The following is a 17,437-nucleotide window of genomic DNA, read 5'->3' on the forward strand; positions in this document are numbered from 1 at the left end:
GTCGTTACAGAGTAGCAAGGAACATAAAGTGAACGGAATGACCTCTACAGCCATATGTTCCCCCTCACCCCAACCCTCTCCCTCAAGGGAGAGGGGGTCCTCCGTGCAGGCATTATTTTGAGGGGAACCCTCAGCCCGGTGGGAGAGGGTTGGGGTGAGGGCAACAGGCCGCAGATTTTGTAGGTCGGGTAAGGCGAAGCCGCCACCCGACGTTACAGATGATAACCCGACAGCCGCAGCTCCCGGTCAATCCACTCAACGAACTGCTGGATCTTCCACGCGCGTTCATGCATATGCGGCATTACCAGATGATGTGCGTTAATAGCGATCCCCATCTCATCCGGCAGTACCTGCACCAGTGAGCCATCTTTCAGGTGGTCTGTCGCCATCATTTTGCTCTCAAGGATAAATCCCAGCCCCATACGTGCCGCTTCAAAGCTCATATAGGAGCGGTCAAAGCTGAGGCTGAAGTTGAGCCAGGGCCTGTCGATATTGTGCCAGGCGAACCATTTTTCCCAGTTCACCAGAGTGCTGGTGGACGAGATGAGTGACTGTTGCAGCAGGTCGGTGGGTGTGCTGATGGGGTGTTTTTGCGCATACTCCGGCGAGGCCAGCACCACCAGCGTGTCGTTTTTTATGGTCATCACCCGGTAAGCATCCCAGTCCGGGATACCGTGGCGGATATCAATATCAATATTATCTCTGGCGAATTGCAGATTCTCATAGGAGCAGGTGAGATTGATGGTGATATCGGGATATTCGGCGCGAAACTTACCCAGGCGGCGCAACAGCCATGACAACCCGAAAGTGGGCGAGGAGTGCACCCGAAGCACGGCGTTATCTTTCTCTTTGACGATCTGATCGGTGGCGCGTCCGATGGCGCTCATCGCCGCCGAGACCTCCCGCAGATATTTTTCTCCCGTTGGGGTGAGCTGAACCCCTTTGCCGCTGCGGATGAATAATTTCTTGCCCATCCACGACTCCAGCGACGCGATCTGATGGCTGACCGCGGAGGGGGTGACGTTGAGCTGTTCGGCCGCCTGATGGATGCTCAATGCGTTAGCGACGGCGATGAATGCCTGCAAATTTCTGAGCGAGGGCAGTGATAACGTCTGGCGATCCTGCGCGGACATAGCCTACTCCTGTCATGTTTATTGATAAAAAACATAACATTGAGACGACATGCGGGCAATTTTATCCCGATGTTATTTTTTTGAGCTGTATCGCGAATCAAATTTATCTCAGCAATAAATGAGGTTTATTGAATGGTGTTTCATTCATGAGCCGATATATTGACCTTGAACGTAAAAATAAAACGACTCACGTTGTTCGAATAATGAGGTAAGTTATGTCTCGTATAGAACATGCTGTCCCCTACATAAACACTAAAAAAACCAATTACCGTTTCGTTGTGCTGGCATTAATTTTTATTGTGTATGCCATTAACTATGCTGACCGAACAAATATTGGTGCAGTACTGCCCTTTATCATTGATGAGTTTCATATTAATAATTTCGAAGCCGGTGCCATCGCCAGTATGTTCTTTTTGGGATACGCATTGAGCCAAATTCCAGCGGGCTTTTTTATCGCCAAAAAGGGTATTCGCGGCATGGTGGCGCTGTCGATATTCGGCTTCTCGGCGTTTACCTGGCTGATGGGCACGGCGACCTCAGTTCTGGGGCTGAAGTTTATTCGTCTGGGGCTGGGGTTAACGGAGGGGCCGTGCCCCGTCGGGCTGGCCTCCACCATCAATAACTGGTTTCCACCCAGGGAGAAGGCGACGGCCACGGGGGTCTACATCGCGGCCACCATGTTCGCGCCGATCCTCGTGCCGCCGCTGGCGGTGTGGATCGCCATGACCTGGGGCTGGCGTTGGGTCTTCTTCTCCTTCGCGATCCCCGGTCTGGTCATTGCCGTTCTGTGGTATCTGCTGGTGCGCACCAGACCATCAGAGAGCGCATTCGTCTCTAAAGCCGAACTGGAGACCATTACTGTGGGTCAGGAGACGCCGGATGCCAGACGGGAAAACATCGTGATTTCACCGGGCTTTGCGCGCCTTGACCGCCTGATTCGCGTGCGGGACTTAGCCCCGGTGAGTACGGTAAAAGGCCTGTTTACCTCGAAGAATATCCTCGGCGATTGTCTGGCCTATTTCATGATGGTCAGCGTGCTGTATGGCCTGTTGACGTGGATCCCGCTCTATCTGGTGAAAGAGAAAGGCTTTACGTTTATGAGCATGGGGCTGGTCGCCAGTATGCCGTGCATCGGCGGATTTATCGGGGCGATTTTTGGCGGTTACGTATCCGACAAACTGCTCGGCCGTCGGCGTAAACCGACCATGATGTTTACCGCCATCAGCACCGTGTTAATGATGGTCATCATGCTGAATATTCCGCAAAGCACCGTTGCGGTTTGCGTGGGGCTGTTTTTTGTCGGCCTCTGTCTGAATATCGGCTGGCCTGCTTTTACGGCTTACGGTATGGCCGTTGCGGACAGTAAAACCTATCCGATAGCTGCGTCAATTATCAATAGCGGCGGAAATCTCGGCGGATTTGTTTCCCCGATGCTGGCGGGTTTTCTGCTGGATAAAACAGGAAGTTTTAACTCTGTATTTATTTATTTCGGTGTTTGTGCAGCGATTGGCCTGTTTGTGATTATGTTGCTGGATGAACCGAAATAAAAAATAAATTCCTTTTGCCATAGTGGAGTAAATATATGCTACTGAAAGATAAAGTCGCCGTTATTACCGGCGCGGCTTCTGTACGCGGTTTGGGTTTTGCCACGGCTAAATTATATGCCGGGCAGGGTGCGAAGGTAGTGATTATCGATTTAGATGCTGAGGCCAGTCGGGCAGCGGCGGCAAATCTGGGTGAAGAGCATCTGGGCCTTGCGGCGAACGTCAGCAATGAATTACAGGTCAATGCCGCCATTGAGCAGGTGCTGGGAAAATACGGGCGCATCGATATTCTGGTGAATAACGCCGGTATTACTCAGCCGATTAAGCTGATGGATATTAAACGCGAGAATTACGACGCGGTGCTGGACGTCAGCCTGCGCGGCACGCTGCTGATGTCTCAGGCGGTGATCCCCACCATGCGCGCGCAGCAGTCGGGCAGCATTGTCTGTATTTCATCGGTATCAGCACAGCGCGGCGGCGGTATTTTTGGCGGCCCCCACTACAGCGCGGCTAAAGCAGGTGTGCTGGGCCTGGCGAAAGCGATGGCCCGCGAGCTGGGTCCGGATAACGTACGCGTAAACTGCATTACACCCGGCCTTATCCAGACGGACATCACCGCAGGCAAGCTGAGCGATGAGATGAAAACCGCCATCCTGGCGGGCATTCCGCTTAACCGCCTCGGCGACGCGCAGGATATTGCCCGCGCCGCGCTGTTCCTTGGCAGCGACCTTTCGTCTTACTCCACCGGTATCACGCTCGACGTGAACGGCGGCATGCTGATCCATTAAGGAGACTCGACGATGACGGATACCACAGTTCAACAGGTTGCCGCGGCGGCATGGCGTATTCGCCGCTATGCGCTGCGCATGGGCGAAGTGCAGGGGCAGGGCTACATCGGGCAGGCGCTGGGCTATGCCGACGTACTGGCCACCGCGTTTACCCACGGTATGAACCTCAAGCCGGACGAGCCGGAGTGGGAAGGCCGTGACCGTTTTCTGCTTTCCCACGGTCATTACGCCATTGCCTGTTATGCCGCCCTGATTGAAGCCGGGATCATTCCTGAAGAGGAGCTGGAGACCTACGGCTCGGACGACAGCCGCCTGCCAATGTCCGGTATGGCAACTTACACGCCGGGCATGGAGATCTCCGGTGGTTCGCTGGGACAGGGGTTAAGTATTGGGGTCGGCATGGCGCTGGGGCTGAAGCACAAGCAGAGCGCGGCATGGGTCGTTAACTCCATGTCGGACGGTGAGCTTGACGAAGGATCAACCTGGGAAGCGGCTATGTCTGCAGCGCACCATGGCCTGTCGAACCTGATCGTGCTGGTGGACATTAACCGCCAGCAGGCAGACGGCAATTCGCACAAGATCCTTGGCTTTGAGCCGCTGGAAGATAAATGGACCTCGTTCGGCTGGTATGTGCAGCGCGTAAATGGCAACGATGTCCCTGCGCTGGTGGCGGCGTTTGATAACGCCAGACGCTATCCGGAAAACCAGCCACGCGTCATTTTGTGCGACACGCTGATGGGCAAGGGTGTGCCTTTCCTCGAACAACGTGACAAGAACCATTTTATTCGCGTGGATGCTGACGAGTGGCAAAAGGCACTCGCCGTGCTGGATGCCAACAAACCTGAAGGAGTGCTGTAATGAGCCAGATAACGGAGAAAAAACCGCGTTTAACCACGTCGGCCATGATTGCCTCTATTGCGGAAGACGGCCAGGAGACGCGCTCTGCACCGTTCGGCCATGCGCTGGTGAAGCTGGCGGAACAGCGCCCGGAAGTTGTCGGTATGACGGCGGATTTGTCGAAATATACCGATCTGCATATCTTTGCCCAGGCGTATCCGGAACGCTTCTTCCAGATGGGGATGGCGGAGCAACTCTTGATGGGCGCGGCCGGGGGAATGGCAAAAGAGGGGTTTATTCCCTTCGCCACGACATATGCTGTCTTTGCCACCCGTCGAGCCTACGATTTTATTCATCAGGTTATCGCCGAAGAGCATCTCAACGTGAAGATATGCGCTGCACTGCCGGGGTTAACCACGGGCTACGGTCCGAGCCACCAGGCGACGGAAGATATTGCGATTATGCGCGGTATTCCGGGGATGACCATCATCGATCCCTGCGACGCGATAGACACCGAACAGGCTGTACCGGCGATCGCGGCGCACAATGGGCCGGTGTATATGCGACTGCTGCGCGGCAAGGTGCCGGTGGTGCTGGACCAGTACAATTACCAGTTTACGCTGGGCAAAGCCGCGCTGCTGGAAGAGGGGAGCGACGTCCTGATCATCGCCTCAGGGCTAATGACCATGCGCGCGCTGGAGGCAGCAAAGCAGCTACGTAAGGATAACGTCAGCGTGGCGGTACTGCACTCGCCCACCATTAAACCGCTGGATGAGGAGACCATTCTGGCGCAGGCCGCGAAACCTGGGCGGCTGGTGGTGGTCGCCGAAAACCACAGCACCGTAGGGGGGCTTTGTGAGGCAGTGGCGTCGTTGCTGATGCGCCATCGCGTGCATGTCGACTTTGATACCGTTGCGCTACCGGATGCTTTCCTGGATGCAGGTGCGCTCCCGACGCTTCACGATCGCTACGGGATCTCAACGGCAGCCATGGTGGAGAAGATCCGGCGCAGGCTTTGATTCGCCAGACGGTTTAGTTGTCAACGGGCGAGGGGTGTTTTACCCTCGCCTCTGTTGCAATGAAGGAGTCCGTGATGGCACAAAATATCTACGACAACCCCGCCTTTTTTGAAGGTTACGCCCAGTTGCCGCGCTCGGTAGACGGCCTGAATGGCGCGCCGGAGTGGCCTGCGCTGAAAAGCATGCTGCCGGATTTACACGGCAAATCGGTTATCGATCTCGGCTGTGGTTATGGCTGGTTCTGCCGCGCGGCGCGTGAACTGGGCGCTTCTGCGGTAACCGGCGTCGATATCTCCGAAAAAATGCTCGCCCGTGCGGCAGAGCTGACCCACGATGACGGGATTGTGTATCAACGTAGCGATCTGGAATCGCTGGCGATGAAAGCGAACAGTTTCGATCTGGTCTACAGCTCGCTGGCGCTGCACTACCTGCCCGAGTTAAACACCCTGTTTGGCAACGTTCAGCGTGCGCTGAAACCCGGCGGCAGCCTGGTCTTTTCCATGGAGCACCCAATTTACACCTGCGCGACGCGTCAGGGCTGGTTGACCGATGACGCAGGCGTGCGTTTCTGGGGCGTGAACCACTATCAGGACGAAGGCCAGCGCGTCAGCAACTGGCTGGCAGACGGTGTGATCAAGTATCACCGCACACTGGGCAGCACGCTTAACGCCCTGATCAACGCCGGTTTAACGGTAAGCGAAGTGAACGAATGGGGGCCAACGCAGGCGCAGATTGACGCCTGGCCCGCGCTGGCCGAAGAGGCAGACCGCCCGATGCTGGTGCTGATTTCCGCCCGTAAGGCTCAGTAACCCACCTTATACACCCGCCCGGTCTGCACCCCTTCCACGCTGCGGCGATAGGCTTGCGCCACGGTGGCGGCCGGCACGCTTTCAAAGCCCGGGAAGAAGCCGTCGTACGTTTCGACCGATTCGGTGAGGACCGTCGGGCTTATCAGGTTGATGCGGATCCCGCGCGGCAGCTCGCAGGCGGCAGCGCGAACAAACCCTTCCAGCGCGGCATTCACCGTGGTGGCATTGACGCCCTGCGCGATGGGCTCGTGCGCCACAATCCCGCTAATCAGGGTAATGGAGCCGCCATCGTTCAGGTAGTGCTGGCCGGTCAGCGCCAGGCGCACCTGTCCGAGCAGTTTATCCTGTAAGCCCTGATTGAAATCGCTGTCTTTCATGGTGGCGAGAGGGCCAAAGTACAATCCGCCGCTGGCGGAGACAATCGCATCCACACGACCGACCTTCTCAAACAGCGCCTGCACGCTCGCCTGTGACGTAATATCCACCTGCTCATCGCCCTGCGTGCGGCCCACGCGGATCACTTCGTGGCGGCGACTGAGCGCCTCCGTTACTGCACGACCGACCGTACCGCTGGCACCAATAATGATGATTTTCATAGCCGACTCCTCATGTTGTGAGCCTTCATTCTTTAATAAATTAAAAGTCGGATAAACTGGGCTAAAGTTAGAAGATTGCTAACCAGAGGTTTGTAATATGGATAAGCTTCGCGGCATGGAAACCTTTATCGCCGTAGTGGAAAGCGGCAGTTTTACCGGGGCGGCCTCCCGTCTGGATATGTCGTCGGTGATGGTGGGGAAGTACATTGCGCTGCTGGAATCCGAGCTTGGCACCCGTCTGCTGGAGCGCAATACGCGACGTCAAAGCCTGACCGACGCCGGGCGGGTCTATTATGACGAGGCGAAGCGGGTGCTGGAGCAGGTGGCCATTGCCGAAAGCGCGGTGGAACGTCTGCGCGCCGCACCGGCGGGCACCCTGCGCGTGACGGCACCTACGTCGTTTGGCGGCTGCGTTATCGCGCCGCTGACCGCCACCTTTTTGCAGCGCTACCCGGCAGTACGTATCGAACTGGATCTCACCAACCGGATGGTGGATCTGGTGGAAGAGGGGGTCGATCTGGCCATTCGCATTGGTGATATTCGCAATGACGATCTGGTGGCGAAATACCTGTGCCCTTACAACATGGTGATCTGCGCGTCGCCGGATTATCTGGCGCGCCACGGTACGCCGCAAACGCCTGCTGATCTGGTGGACCATCTCTGCCTTTCCCACACGGTATGGACCGCGCGTAACGAATGGCGGTTGCCGGGTGTGGAGGGCGAAGTGCGCTGGAAGCGCGATGCCATTTTACGATGCAACGACGGCTACGGCTTACGCATGGCGGCGCGCGCTGGGGCAGGGCTGCTTCTGCAGCCGGAGGTGCTGGTGGCGGAAGAGCTGGCAAGCGGCAGGCTGGTTCGGGTTCTGGAGCCGTTTACACCCGCGCCAAGGCCGGTTCATTTACTGTGGCGTCAGGATTTACGTCCCCTCCCGAAGCTAACGGAATTTATTGCTCATATTCTGCTAAGATTGGGCACAATATAAAAAAGAAGGTAATCAAAGAATGTCTGCAAACAAACTCGCCAGCAGCGCGCAGGGCCTGCAATCTTCCGCCATCCGTGAATTATTAAAACATAGCAAAATGGCAGGCGTCATTTCGCTGGGTGGGGGTATTCCTAACCCGGCTTTGTTCGATCACGAAGGCCTGAAAATCGCCGCTGATGCCGTACTGTCGCAGCATTTTGGTGAAGCCTTCCAGTATGGTCTGACCGAGGGTGTGCCGGGACTGCGGGAAGAGATTCAGCGCATCTGCGAAGGGCGCGGGATCCGGTGCAAAGCGGATGATGTGGTCGTGACCTCCGGTTCACAACAATCCCTCGACGTGCTGGCGCGCGCGTTAATTAATCCGGGCGATACCGTCGTCGTCGAACGCCCAACCTATCTTGCCGCGCTGCAGGTCTTTGGTCTGGCGCAGGCGAATTTCGAATCCGTTGGCACCGATGGCGACGGCATGAAAGTGGATGAACTCGAAGCCCTGGTGGCAAATAAACCCATCAAAGCGGTTTATATTGTGCCGACATTTGGTAACCCGGGTGGCGTTACGCTGTCTGAGGCGCGCCGTAAACAGCTGGTGGAACTCTCGAAGCGCTATGACTTCGTGATTATCGAAGACGATCCGTACAGTGAAATTAATTACACCGACGAAGTTTTCCGCCCGTTAATTGCCCATGCCAAAGATATCGGCAACGAAGAGAACGTGGTGTATACCTCAACCTTCTCTAAAATTCTCGCGCCGGGCACCCGTGTGGGCTGGGTGCTGGTACCGGAGTGGCTGAAGCGTGCGGTGGTGAACCTGAAGCAAACCACCGATCTGCACACCAGCACGCTGTCGCAGCTGATGACTTACGAATACCTGAAAACCGGGCGTCTGGCCGGGCAGATCAAAATGATCCGCGAAGCCTATCGTCAGAAGTACCAGACGTTCGCCAACGAACTGGAAGCCGAGCTGGGCGATGTGATGTCGTTCCACAAGCCGAAGGGCGGCATGTTCCTGTGGGCGAATATGAAAAATGGTAGTAATACCACGCGCTGGCTGGAAAAGACGTTAAGTAACGGCGTAGTATTTGTGCCGGGCGAATTTTTCTACTGCAATGAGCCAGACCATTCGACGCTGCGTATGTCGTTTGTCACGCCAACGGATGAAGAGCTGAAAGAGGCGGTTCGTCGCCTGAAAAAATCGCTGTAAAAGACCTGCGCATAATGGCGCTCCTGCCGTTATGCGCAATACGCGTTCAGGGCGGCAGGAGCCGCGATCGTCCATGGTGATCTCCATGTTTGAATTTCTGCTCGGTGTCGTTACGCACACACCCGCCTGGGTGTGGGTGCTGTTTATCTTCCTTATCTCCCGCGGCATTAAAGCCCGCAAGCCCGCCACCGTGACGCTGGAGCGGCTTGCTATCATTCCGGGCATTTTTCTTATCTGGGATATTTACGATCTGGTGGTCTATCGCACGCTGACTCCTGCGACTGTTGCATTGTGGACGGCAGGGATCCTTGCCGGTGCGGCACTGGGGTACTTCCTGATTAAGCAGGCGGCTATCACCCGAGCTGAGGCACCGCGCAGCCTCCACCGTCAGGCAGACTACACCGCGCTGCCGTTTATGATGCTGGCGTTCGCGGTGAAGTATGTGCTGGGCGTGATGAGCGCCATCTCTCCCCATACAATGCAGCAACCCGCCATGAGCGCGCTGGCGATTATCTCAGGCGGGGTATTTGCGGGCGTGTTTATCGGAAAATTTGCGCGTTATGTTGAGGTATATAACCGTAGCGTACCGCGCCCGGCGGAGTGACGTTACTCTGTCGCATGGGCCAGCGTGCGATCTGAAGCATCGCCGCTGAGGGGCCGCGTGACTTCATGGATCCGCCAGATTTTCCCTTCACGCAGCGCGGCAAACAGGTAAACCTCGATCTCTGCCTGACGACCGCCAGGATACATGACCGTCACGATATGCCGGTCAGCTAGAAGTTCGTCATGACAGGCTATCTCCGCCACGGTAAAGGCGATCGTGCGAGTCTGCGAGCGGACGTGGCTCAGGTGCTGGATAAATCCCCGGTAATCAAGCGTGTGACCGTCCGTAACCTGCTGGTAATCGGGCGTAAAGATCTCTGCCGGATCGATATCGCCGTTGAATAAGCGGGTTAACAGGCACGCCATCTTTTCGCGCTGCGCGGCGTTGTCGGTGTCGGCTATCAGGGATGTGATTATGCTCATTAGGGGCTCCTTATGTGGTTTAGTCGCCATTATCCTTGACAGCCGAAGACGCAGTTTCTGTAATACGCCGATGAATAACGATTTTCGGTCAAAATGATATGGTGAGTACTGAGACGCTCCTTCATCCTGGCGGGTACCGAACCCCATGGCACAGCCATCGCGCTGGCCAGCTGTGGCGCATTGCAACGGGTCTGCTGGTGATTGAGTCGCAGCGGGGGCGCTCGGTCGTACCGGCAAAACACATCGGCTGGATCCCGCCAGGTAATCAGCACGCCGCCTTTTCTGAAAGCGCGATAGAAGGCAGCGCCATCTATCTTGACCCCGCCTGCTGCGCAAGGCTTCCCGATGTGCCCGCCCTGTTCGAACCCGACGATCTTACCCATGCACTGTTTTCCCGCTTAAGCGTTGCTGAAAGCGAGTACGATCCGCGAAAGCTCACCCTGCTGCTGGATGAGCTTGCCGTGGCACCTCAGGTGCACTTTTCTCTGCCCGTGCCGACGGATCCGCGTCTGAAGGACGTAGTCAGGCATTTGCTGCAGTTTGTCGATGATAATCAGACGGTTGAGAGCCATGCCCGCCAGGCGGGGATGAGCGTGCGTACGTTCAACCGTCGGTTTCGTGCCCAGACCGGAATGAACTTCGTTAACTGGCGGCAACTGGCGCGGGTAATGCAGGCAATGGAGTGGCTGGCCGCGGGGAAGCCGGTGGGGTGGATTGCGCTGTCTTGCGGTTACAGCAGCGTCAGCGCATTCATTGAGGTTTTCAGCGCGTGGACCGGTAAAACGCCGGGGCAATGGGCGCTTAAAGAAGCCCCTTTTGGGCGAAGGTAATGCGCGTGGCGTCGTTGAGATCCCGCTCTTTTAACGATTCCGGATTAACCCAGGCGATATCCTGAAATTCGGCATTAAACGTGACTTCCCGGTTGGCGCATGATTTCTTCCTGAAAAAGTATTAAGTAGGTAAATGCTGTGCCGAATCAGGCAACATCCGGTTGGCCACCTTTACGCTTCGCTATGACTTCCGCAACGGTTTTTATACGGCTTAGCTCCTCTTGCGTTCTGGCGTTTGATTGTGCTTCCCAGATATCGACGTTCAGTTGTAAGTTCAACCAAAATTCAATAGTGGTATCAAAGGCTTTTGCCAATTTTATCGCCATATCGGCGGTAAGCTTGCGATTGTTATTTACCAGCGCGCTGATGGTATTGCGGTGTACATTTAGCATCTCCGCCAGATCGCTGATTTTCAGATTGAGCGGTTCAAGATACTCATATTGCAACACGTCGCCCGGCGTGGTGGGTTTGCGGAGTGCCTGTTGAAGTATCATAGGTGGTGCCTCACTTGTGTTGCGTGTACTTGTGTGGAGAGAGATAGAGATCGTCTGCTTTTCCCTCTGCCCAGCGAAATACAAGCCTGTATTGTCTGTTTACCCGGATTGAGGAATATCCCTTCAGCGGCGGATTCAATGCTTCAAACATATTGCCCGGTGGTGAACGCAAATCCCGATGCGAGATGGCTGCATTGATGAGGTCGAGCTTTCTTGCAAGAACGGTTTCCAGATTTGAAGGAATAACATTGCTCGATCTCCCGTAAAGAAAAAAATCCTCAAGCCATTGATCCCGAAAATGATTAATCATAATGCTGGTAAGCTCCAGTCCATGAAGCTGAGTGGATAATAATGCACTCCCGCACAGTGCGCAAGTGCAGTTCTGTCTGCTGTTATGTTACCAGGGGAATGGCTGAAGGGAAGTAGGATGCATGACTAAAGGTTAATTCTCCGAGGTGGATTCCACTTCTGGCGTATGGCTCTATGCCCGGCGGCGCTGCGCTTGCACGGGCCTACGGGCATGTAGGCCGGGTAAGGCGTAGCCGCCACCCGGCAATCCGGGCTCAACCCAGCAACGCGATTCCAGCCTCCGTCCTCAGCCAGCGCGGGGCTTTTAGCTGGTCGGCAAAATATCCGGTGAGTTCAAAGAGTAAATCCCCCATCACGCGTGCGGATCCGGGCGTGAGCGCGTCAGTCATCAACAGTTGGGTAATTTCCTCGCAGTAGCGGCAGAGCTGGTCGGATTCGGTGTTGAATACAGGCTCACGTTCGGGAAATCGATCGACGGTGAGACGTTCCTGTAGGTGCTCAGGGATAGGCTCCAGCAGCATTGGGCGGAGCAGGGCAAAAGTCGAGGCAAGACGACCGCAGAGGGCTATTTTTCTCGCGGGATTGATCTCTTCCACCAGCGCTTCGCAATAGCGTTGGCAATTGTCGGCAAGATCGATGAAGTCGGTGTTGCAGTCGAAAGGGGTCGTGAAAAGTGCGTTACTGGTGGTCATATGACAGTTTCCATTAAGTGATTAAGACACTGCCAGAGAAATGCCAATTTCCCGGGTGGCAGGACTGAACGGAGTTGGCATTACCGGCCTTAATGGACACCGGCGCGTCTTGCGACGCCCCCGCCCAGCCCACCATTGGAATGTAGCCAGACGCACGGCGCAACAAGAGCTTACGCCGCCATTAAGTTTAACCGGGATGCCAATCCCGACGCCAGATTTTGCTGGCGTGGGAGGAACATACGCCCGGTTAACCATAAAAAGAAGAGGGTTATCCAGGAGAAATCCAATCCTGCGAGGCGGCTTCAGGAAATGATGTAAGGCGTTTCATCACCGCTCCCTCAGCGCTTCTTTCGCCCGGTTAAACGGCTTAATCATATAATCCAGCACCGTTTTCTCTCCGGTTTTAATATCCACCGTCGCAATCATCCCCGGCACAATTGAGAAGTGCCTGCCTGCTTTATTCACCAGGTAATCCTGGCTGGTGCGGATAAACACCCGGTAATAGAACACTTCCGGCTTGGCTTCGTCCTGGATGGTGTCCGGGGAAATCGTCTCTACCACCCCGTGCAGCCCGCCGTAAATGGCGTAGTCGTAGGCGGTGATTTTGACCAGCGCTTCCTGGTTCGGGTGGATAAAGGCGATATCGCGCGGCGAGAGGCGGGTTTCGATCAGCAGGTGATCGTCCACCGGCACGATCTCCATCAGCTCGCCGTTGGGCGGGATCACGCCGCCGATGGTGGTGACCTTGATGTTTTTCACGATCCCGCGCACTGGCGATTTCACCGTCAGGCGCGTGACGGAATCCTGACGGCCTTTCAGGATCGCCGAGACCATATCCACCTCCGCGTTGGCTTTGGAGAGCGCCTCGCGCGCCTGAACGTAATATTGCGAGCGCACGTCGGTGAGCTTCAGCTCCAGGTCACTTTTCTGCCGCTGCAGGCGCAGCACCTCTACGTGGCTGGCGGCCCCGGTTTTAACCAGCCGCTGGGTGATCGCCAGCTCCTTATTGGCGAGATCTAACGCGGCACGTAGCTCCCGCTGGGTATCCTCAAGCTGCGCGCGGCGGGAGTTATAGAGCCGCGTTTCGTCGGCAATTAAATCCGGCCATTCCTTCAGCGAAGGGGGGAATTTTAGCGGCAGATCGTTCACCTCGGCATACAGGCGCGCGCTGGAGGCCAGCGAGGCGCGATAGCGTGCGGCGCTTTCGCCGACGTTTGATTCTGAACGCGTGGGATCAAGGCGCGCCAGCACTTGTCCGGCCTGTACCTGATCGCCCTCGTGGACGTTCAGCTCGGTGAGGATCCCCCCGTCCAGCGACTGTAAAACCTGCTCGCGTGAGCTGGGGATCACTTTGCCGGTACCGGTTGAGACCTCATCCAGCACGCCAAACCAGGCCCAGATCCCGAGGACGATAAACAGCAGCAGAGAGAGGATCACGATTCGTCGCGCGCCGGTGTAGCCGCTTTCAGAACCGAGCGCATTATCCAGATCGTCCATTGCCGCGGCATCACGCTGACTGATTTTCATTTTTCCACTCCCTTGCGGCGGCTGCCTGCTGTTGTTGCATGCGGCTGTTGTTCAGCGCCTGCGCTTTCGGGGCATCCATCACCAGCATGCCCTCCTTGAGCACCACCACCCGCTCGACCAGTTCCAGCACCGGCACGCGATGGGTGGCGACGATCAGCGTACGGTGGCCGAGCCAGGCGCTCAGACGCTGGATAAACTCCCGTTCGGTATGCTCATCCAGCGAGGCGGTGGGTTCGTCCATCAGGACGATATTCGGGTCGCGCAGCAGCATGCGCGCCAGCAGGATCGACTGCCGCTGGCCGCCGGAGAGCCCCACGCCGTTCTCCATGATCGGATAGTCCAGCCCCTTCGGTAGCTTCTGCACAAAGCTCGCCGCGCCGGTTAACTCCAGTGCGGCGAAAATCTCCTCGTCGGTGGCGCGCGGCATGCCGAGGGTGATGTTTTCCCGCAGGGTGCCGTAAAACAGCCGTGCGTTCTGGGTCATAAAGCCGACGTTGCGCCGGACATCGGCGACGTCGAGGTGCGGCAGGCTGAGGTTGTCGAGCCGCAGCTCGCCGCCGGCCAGATCCATCCCGCCCGCCATCGCCTGCAGCAGGGTGGATTTGCCCGCGCCGTTACGCCCGAGGATCGCCACTTTCTCACCGGGCTTGATCTCCAGACGGTTGATGCGCAGCGCCATGCGCGGATCCTCCGGGTGATAGCGAAACTGCGCCTGCTCGAACAGGTAGTGACCGCGTAGCACGTCCTGGCGGATCGGCGTCTCCTCGCGCTGGTTCTCGGTAGGTAACTGCATAATGCTGTCCAGCCCCTCTTTTGCCGCTTTCACCTGCTGCCAGCGGGCCAGCACGCCGCACAGCGTCGCCATGGGGGCGATCATGCGCGAGGCCAGCATCGAGGCGGCGACCACCGAACCGGTGGTCAGCGTGCCGTCGATCACCATCGGCGCGCCGACCACGATCACGGCGGCGTAAACCAGGCTCTGGATGGTCATCCCCCAGCTGATCAGGTTCTGCGTCAGCTCGCGGGTACGCAGGCCGGATTCCGCAGTGATCTGGATATAGCTGTTCCACTGCTGCAAAAAGCGGTTTTCTGCCTGCATCAGCTTGATGTCCTCCAGCCCCTGCACGCTTTCTACCAGCACCGCGTTGCGCAGGGTCGATTCATGGGCGGATTGTTTCGCCAGCTCCGCCAGCTTCTTCTGCAGCAGCAGGCCGGGCAGAACCATGATCACCGCTGCCACCGGGGCGATCCACGCCAGCTGCGGGGCGATAATCGCCAGCACCACCACAAACAGCAAGAAGAAGGGCAGATCGACAATCGTCGAGATGGTGGAAGAGGTGACCATCTCGCGGATCTGCTCCAGCTCGCGCAGCTGGGAGATAAAGCTGCCGGTAGAGCGTGGGATCGCGCTGTTGCGTAGCCGCAGGGCGTGACCGAACACGCGATCCGAGACGCGCAGATCTGAGCGTTTGCCCAGCAGATCCATAATGTGCCCGCGCGCCACGCGCAACACGAAGCCAAACAGGGTGGCGATCAGCACCCCGATGGTCAATACATACAGCGTCGGGTAGGACTGGGCGGGGATCACCCGGTCGTACACCTGCATGGAAAAGACAATCCCGGAGAGCGACAGCACGTTGATAAACAGCGCGGCGAGCATCACCCAGCTGTAGGGGCGCAGGTCGCGCATCACCAGCCGGTAGAGCCAGTCCGGGCGGTATTTTGAGATATAGGCGTCCACCCGGCTGTCCTTCAGCGCTGCCAGCGGACGCAGGGCAATAACGTGGCGGATGGCGGGCAGCATCGCCGTCATCGACAAACGGTTGGTGTAGGTCTGGTCGTCAAAGAAGCTGACCTCCAGCGTATCGTCGCCGTCGAAATGTTCGATCACGCCAACCCTGCCGTCGTTTAGCGCCACCACCACCGGCAGACGCCAGCTGTTGATCGACTGCTGGCTGGCGGTAAGCAGCTGAAACGACAGCCCCGCCTCACGGGCGAGCTGGGTGAGGGCGGGCACCATCGGTTTGCCTTTCAGCCACGGTGCGCCTGCCAGCAGCGCGCCGGGAGAGCAGGCGACGCGGTAGCGCGTGGCAATAAAGCCAAAGGCCTGCGCCCACTGGGCCAGGGCGTCATCCGTCATGGGCTCAGCTTGCGGCATATCACGCTCTTTCATGGCTGGATCTCCACGGTCTGGATGGTGCGGTTATCAAGATCGAACGCATGGCGCAGCTGCCCGGTGTTGTAGAGGCAGTTGAGCTGCAGCTGATGCAGCTGGCCAAGAGTCTGTTGCTGGGTGAAACGCGCCTGGTAGACCTCCTGCTCGGCGTTGAGCACATCGAGCAGCGGGCGTGAGCCAAGGTCAAGATACTGCTGCTGATACAGCTCGCGGGTGCGGGCGCTGAGCGCCTCCTGACGACCCTGGATCTGCAGGGTGCTGAGCAGGCTCATCACCTGACTGCGCGCCTCAAGCAGCTTCTGGCGAACCTCAAGGCGGGTGCGCTGAATGGTGGATTGCGCCGCTTCCACCGCGTGTCCGGCAGCGTTACGCCGGGCGGTGAGGCCGCCGCCCTGATAGAGCGGCATTTGCACTTTCACCCACGCGGAGTATTGCGTGCGATCCCGCGTTTCGTTACCCGCATAGCGGTCGTTGAGGTAGTGACGCACTTCCGGCTCCAGCGAGACGGTCGGGGTCATCTGGGCGTTGGCGTAGTCAAGGTTGGCCTGCGCGACGTTTGCCTGCGCCCAGGCCGCTAACACCGCTGGTACCAGACGATCGTCCGGTTCGGCGATATCACAGCTGCGGGCCAGCTTTTGCGGAAAATCGTTGCCCACCTCGTTGAGGGTGTTCCAGCCGAGAAAACTCATCAGCGTAGCGCGGGCGCTGTCGAGGCTGGCCTGGTACTGCATGAGCTGGGCGCGGGCCCCTTCGATACGGGCATCGGTCTGCACCACGTCAGAGAGCGAGGTGGCCCCTTCGTCGTTACGCTGGCGGGTCAGCTTGCCAATGGAGGAGAGGGCGTCGAGCTGTTCTTTGGCGGTATCGACCATCTGCTGCCAGGTTTGCACTTCCACCATGGCGATGGCGGTATCGTGGGCGATGGTGTCGATGCTCACCAGCACGTTGGCCTGCTGCTGGGCAACCCCGGCGTTTTCGGCACGCACCTGGCTTGCCACCTTGCCAAAGTCGTACAGCATCTGGGAAAGAGAGAGCACCAGCGATGGCGTAAAGCCATTATCGTCGCCGTCATGGGTATAGCCATTGTCCATACCGGCGTTAATTTGCGGGTAGTATTTCGATTTGGCGACGTCCACCTCTTCACTCTGTTGGTAGAGTTTTCCTACCGCTTCACTGATGGCCGGGTGCCAGGTGACGGCGCGGTTGACGGCATCGCCAAGCTGAAGCGTGCCGGGGGCGGCGTTGCCCGCCACAGGCGCCACGCGGCCATTCAGGGAGGGGAGTTCCTGCGTTTCGCGAAGTTGTCCGGTATTAATCATCGCCGCCGGATTAGCGGAGAGTGCGGGCACAGATATCAGGCAGCACGAGAGCCACCAGTAAGGCATCATCTTTCCCATGTCATGTCCCTAATAAAAAATAAGTACAGCTTTATTGTTTATGCCCGGGCGCAGTGCGCCCGGGTCAGGTACTA

At 57.4% G+C, this 17,437-nt stretch carries 18 protein-coding genes and 1 pseudogene; 9 read left to right on the top strand and 10 right to left on the bottom strand.

Annotated features, from left to right (window positions below):
• Positions 1-212: 212 nt before the first annotated feature.
• Positions 213-1,133, bottom strand: a complete 921-nt coding sequence (locus APU11_RS01480) for a LysR substrate-binding domain-containing protein (protein ID WP_013098402.1) — start codon at positions 1,131-1,133, stop codon at positions 213-215.
• Positions 1,134-1,348: 215 nt separating this feature from the next.
• On the opposite strand from APU11_RS01480, the gene APU11_RS01485 reads away from it, so the two are divergent.
• The 5 genes from APU11_RS01485 (at position 1,349) to APU11_RS01505 (ending at position 6,130) form a co-directional block, all read left to right on the top strand.
• Positions 1,349-2,680 (top strand): MFS transporter, encoded by a 1,332-nt coding sequence (locus tag APU11_RS01485; RefSeq protein ID WP_038980953.1) that lies wholly within the window; start codon positions 1,349-1,351, stop codon positions 2,678-2,680.
• Positions 2,681-2,715: 35 nt separating this feature from the next.
• Positions 2,716-3,465 carry a glucose 1-dehydrogenase gene (locus APU11_RS01490; RefSeq protein ID WP_013098400.1) on the top strand — a complete coding sequence of 250 codons (750 nt, stop codon included), beginning with the start codon at positions 2,716-2,718 and terminating at the stop codon, positions 3,463-3,465.
• Positions 3,466-3,477: 12 nt separating this feature from the next.
• The gene (locus APU11_RS01495) at positions 3,478-4,323 is read left to right on the top strand and encodes a transketolase (RefSeq protein ID WP_013098399.1); all 846 of its coding nucleotides are present in this window, start codon (positions 3,478-3,480) and stop codon (positions 4,321-4,323) included.
• A gap of 8 nt (positions 4,324-4,331) precedes the next feature.
• The gene (locus APU11_RS01500) at positions 4,332-5,321 is read left to right on the top strand and encodes a transketolase family protein (protein WP_058651085.1); all 990 of its coding nucleotides are present in this window, start codon (positions 4,332-4,334) and stop codon (positions 5,319-5,321) included.
• A gap of 74 nt (positions 5,322-5,395) precedes the next feature.
• Positions 5,396-6,130: a class I SAM-dependent methyltransferase gene (locus APU11_RS01505; RefSeq protein ID WP_020690739.1), complete on the top strand. Its 735-nt coding sequence runs from the start codon at positions 5,396-5,398 to the stop codon at positions 6,128-6,130.
• Here APU11_RS01505 and APU11_RS01510 read toward each other — a convergent pair.
• Complete coding sequence (locus APU11_RS01510; RefSeq protein WP_013098397.1) at positions 6,124-6,726, bottom strand: short chain dehydrogenase; 603 nt, start codon at positions 6,724-6,726, stop codon at positions 6,124-6,126. The genes APU11_RS01505 and APU11_RS01510 overlap by 7 nt on opposite strands.
• A gap of 97 nt (positions 6,727-6,823) precedes the next feature.
• Here APU11_RS01510 and APU11_RS01515 point away from each other — a divergent pair, with 97 nt between their 5' ends.
• The 3 genes from APU11_RS01515 to APU11_RS01525 all read left to right on the top strand — a co-directional run bounded on the left by APU11_RS01515 (position 6,824) and on the right by APU11_RS01525 (position 9,516).
• Positions 6,824-7,711 (top strand): LysR family transcriptional regulator, encoded by an 888-nt coding sequence (locus tag APU11_RS01515; protein WP_020690740.1) that lies wholly within the window; start codon positions 6,824-6,826, stop codon positions 7,709-7,711.
• A 19-nt stretch (positions 7,712-7,730) separates the two neighbouring features.
• Positions 7,731-8,912, top strand: coding sequence for a PLP-dependent aminotransferase family protein (locus APU11_RS01520; RefSeq protein WP_038420464.1), 1,182 nt, complete (start codon positions 7,731-7,733; stop codon positions 8,910-8,912).
• An 85-nt stretch (positions 8,913-8,997) separates the two neighbouring features.
• Entirely contained in the window at positions 8,998-9,516 is a 519-nt protein-coding gene (locus tag APU11_RS01525) for a DUF6622 family protein (RefSeq protein WP_029883923.1), read from the top strand.
• Between the two features lie 2 nt (positions 9,517-9,518).
• Here APU11_RS01525 and APU11_RS01530 read toward each other — a convergent pair whose 3' ends face one another.
• Positions 9,519-9,938, bottom strand: coding sequence for a nuclear transport factor 2 family protein (locus APU11_RS01530; protein ID WP_058651053.1), 420 nt, complete (start codon positions 9,936-9,938; stop codon positions 9,519-9,521).
• Between the two features lie 98 nt (positions 9,939-10,036).
• Between APU11_RS01530 and APU11_RS01535 the strand changes: the two genes are divergently transcribed.
• Positions 10,037-10,768, top strand: a complete 732-nt coding sequence (locus APU11_RS01535; RefSeq protein ID WP_038980944.1) for a helix-turn-helix transcriptional regulator — start codon at positions 10,037-10,039, stop codon at positions 10,766-10,768.
• Here APU11_RS01535 and APU11_RS28705 read toward each other — a convergent pair.
• The 7 genes and pseudogenes from APU11_RS28705 to APU11_RS01565 form a co-directional block, all read right to left on the bottom strand.
• Positions 10,740-10,865: pseudogene (locus APU11_RS28705) on the bottom strand (nucleoside triphosphatase NudI); the annotation flags it as partial. The gene APU11_RS01535 and the pseudogene APU11_RS28705 overlap by 29 nt on opposite strands.
• A 49-nt stretch (positions 10,866-10,914) precedes the next feature.
• A complete protein-coding gene (locus tag APU11_RS01540) occupies positions 10,915-11,262 on the bottom strand; it encodes a HigA family addiction module antitoxin (RefSeq protein WP_038980942.1) in 348 nt (115 codons plus the stop codon).
• 10 nt (positions 11,263-11,272) lie between these two features.
• A complete protein-coding gene (locus APU11_RS01545; RefSeq protein WP_014832979.1) occupies positions 11,273-11,572 on the bottom strand; it encodes a type II toxin-antitoxin system RelE/ParE family toxin in 300 nt (99 codons plus the stop codon).
• 253 nt (positions 11,573-11,825) lie between these two features.
• Positions 11,826-12,263, bottom strand: coding sequence for a hypothetical protein (locus APU11_RS01550; protein ID WP_038980939.1), 438 nt, complete (start codon positions 12,261-12,263; stop codon positions 11,826-11,828).
• Between the two features lie 327 nt (positions 12,264-12,590).
• Complete coding sequence (locus APU11_RS01555) at positions 12,591-13,760, bottom strand: HlyD family efflux transporter periplasmic adaptor subunit (RefSeq protein WP_096897060.1); 1,170 nt, start codon at positions 13,758-13,760, stop codon at positions 12,591-12,593.
• Between the two features lie 10 nt (positions 13,761-13,770).
• Positions 13,771-15,963 (bottom strand): type I secretion system permease/ATPase, encoded by a 2,193-nt coding sequence (locus APU11_RS01560; protein WP_045294745.1) that lies wholly within the window; start codon positions 15,961-15,963, stop codon positions 13,771-13,773.
• Positions 15,960-17,363: a TolC family outer membrane protein gene (locus tag APU11_RS01565; RefSeq protein ID WP_013098387.1), complete on the bottom strand. Its 1,404-nt coding sequence runs from the start codon at positions 17,361-17,363 to the stop codon at positions 15,960-15,962. Before APU11_RS01565 ends, APU11_RS01560 begins: the two co-directional genes overlap by 4 nt.
• Positions 17,364-17,437 lie beyond the last annotated feature (74 nt).

It is taken from the genome of Enterobacter sp. 50793107, from assembly GCF_001463365.1.
In the GTDB taxonomy this organism is placed as follows: Bacteria; Pseudomonadota; Gammaproteobacteria; order Enterobacterales; family Enterobacteriaceae; genus Enterobacter; species Enterobacter cloacae.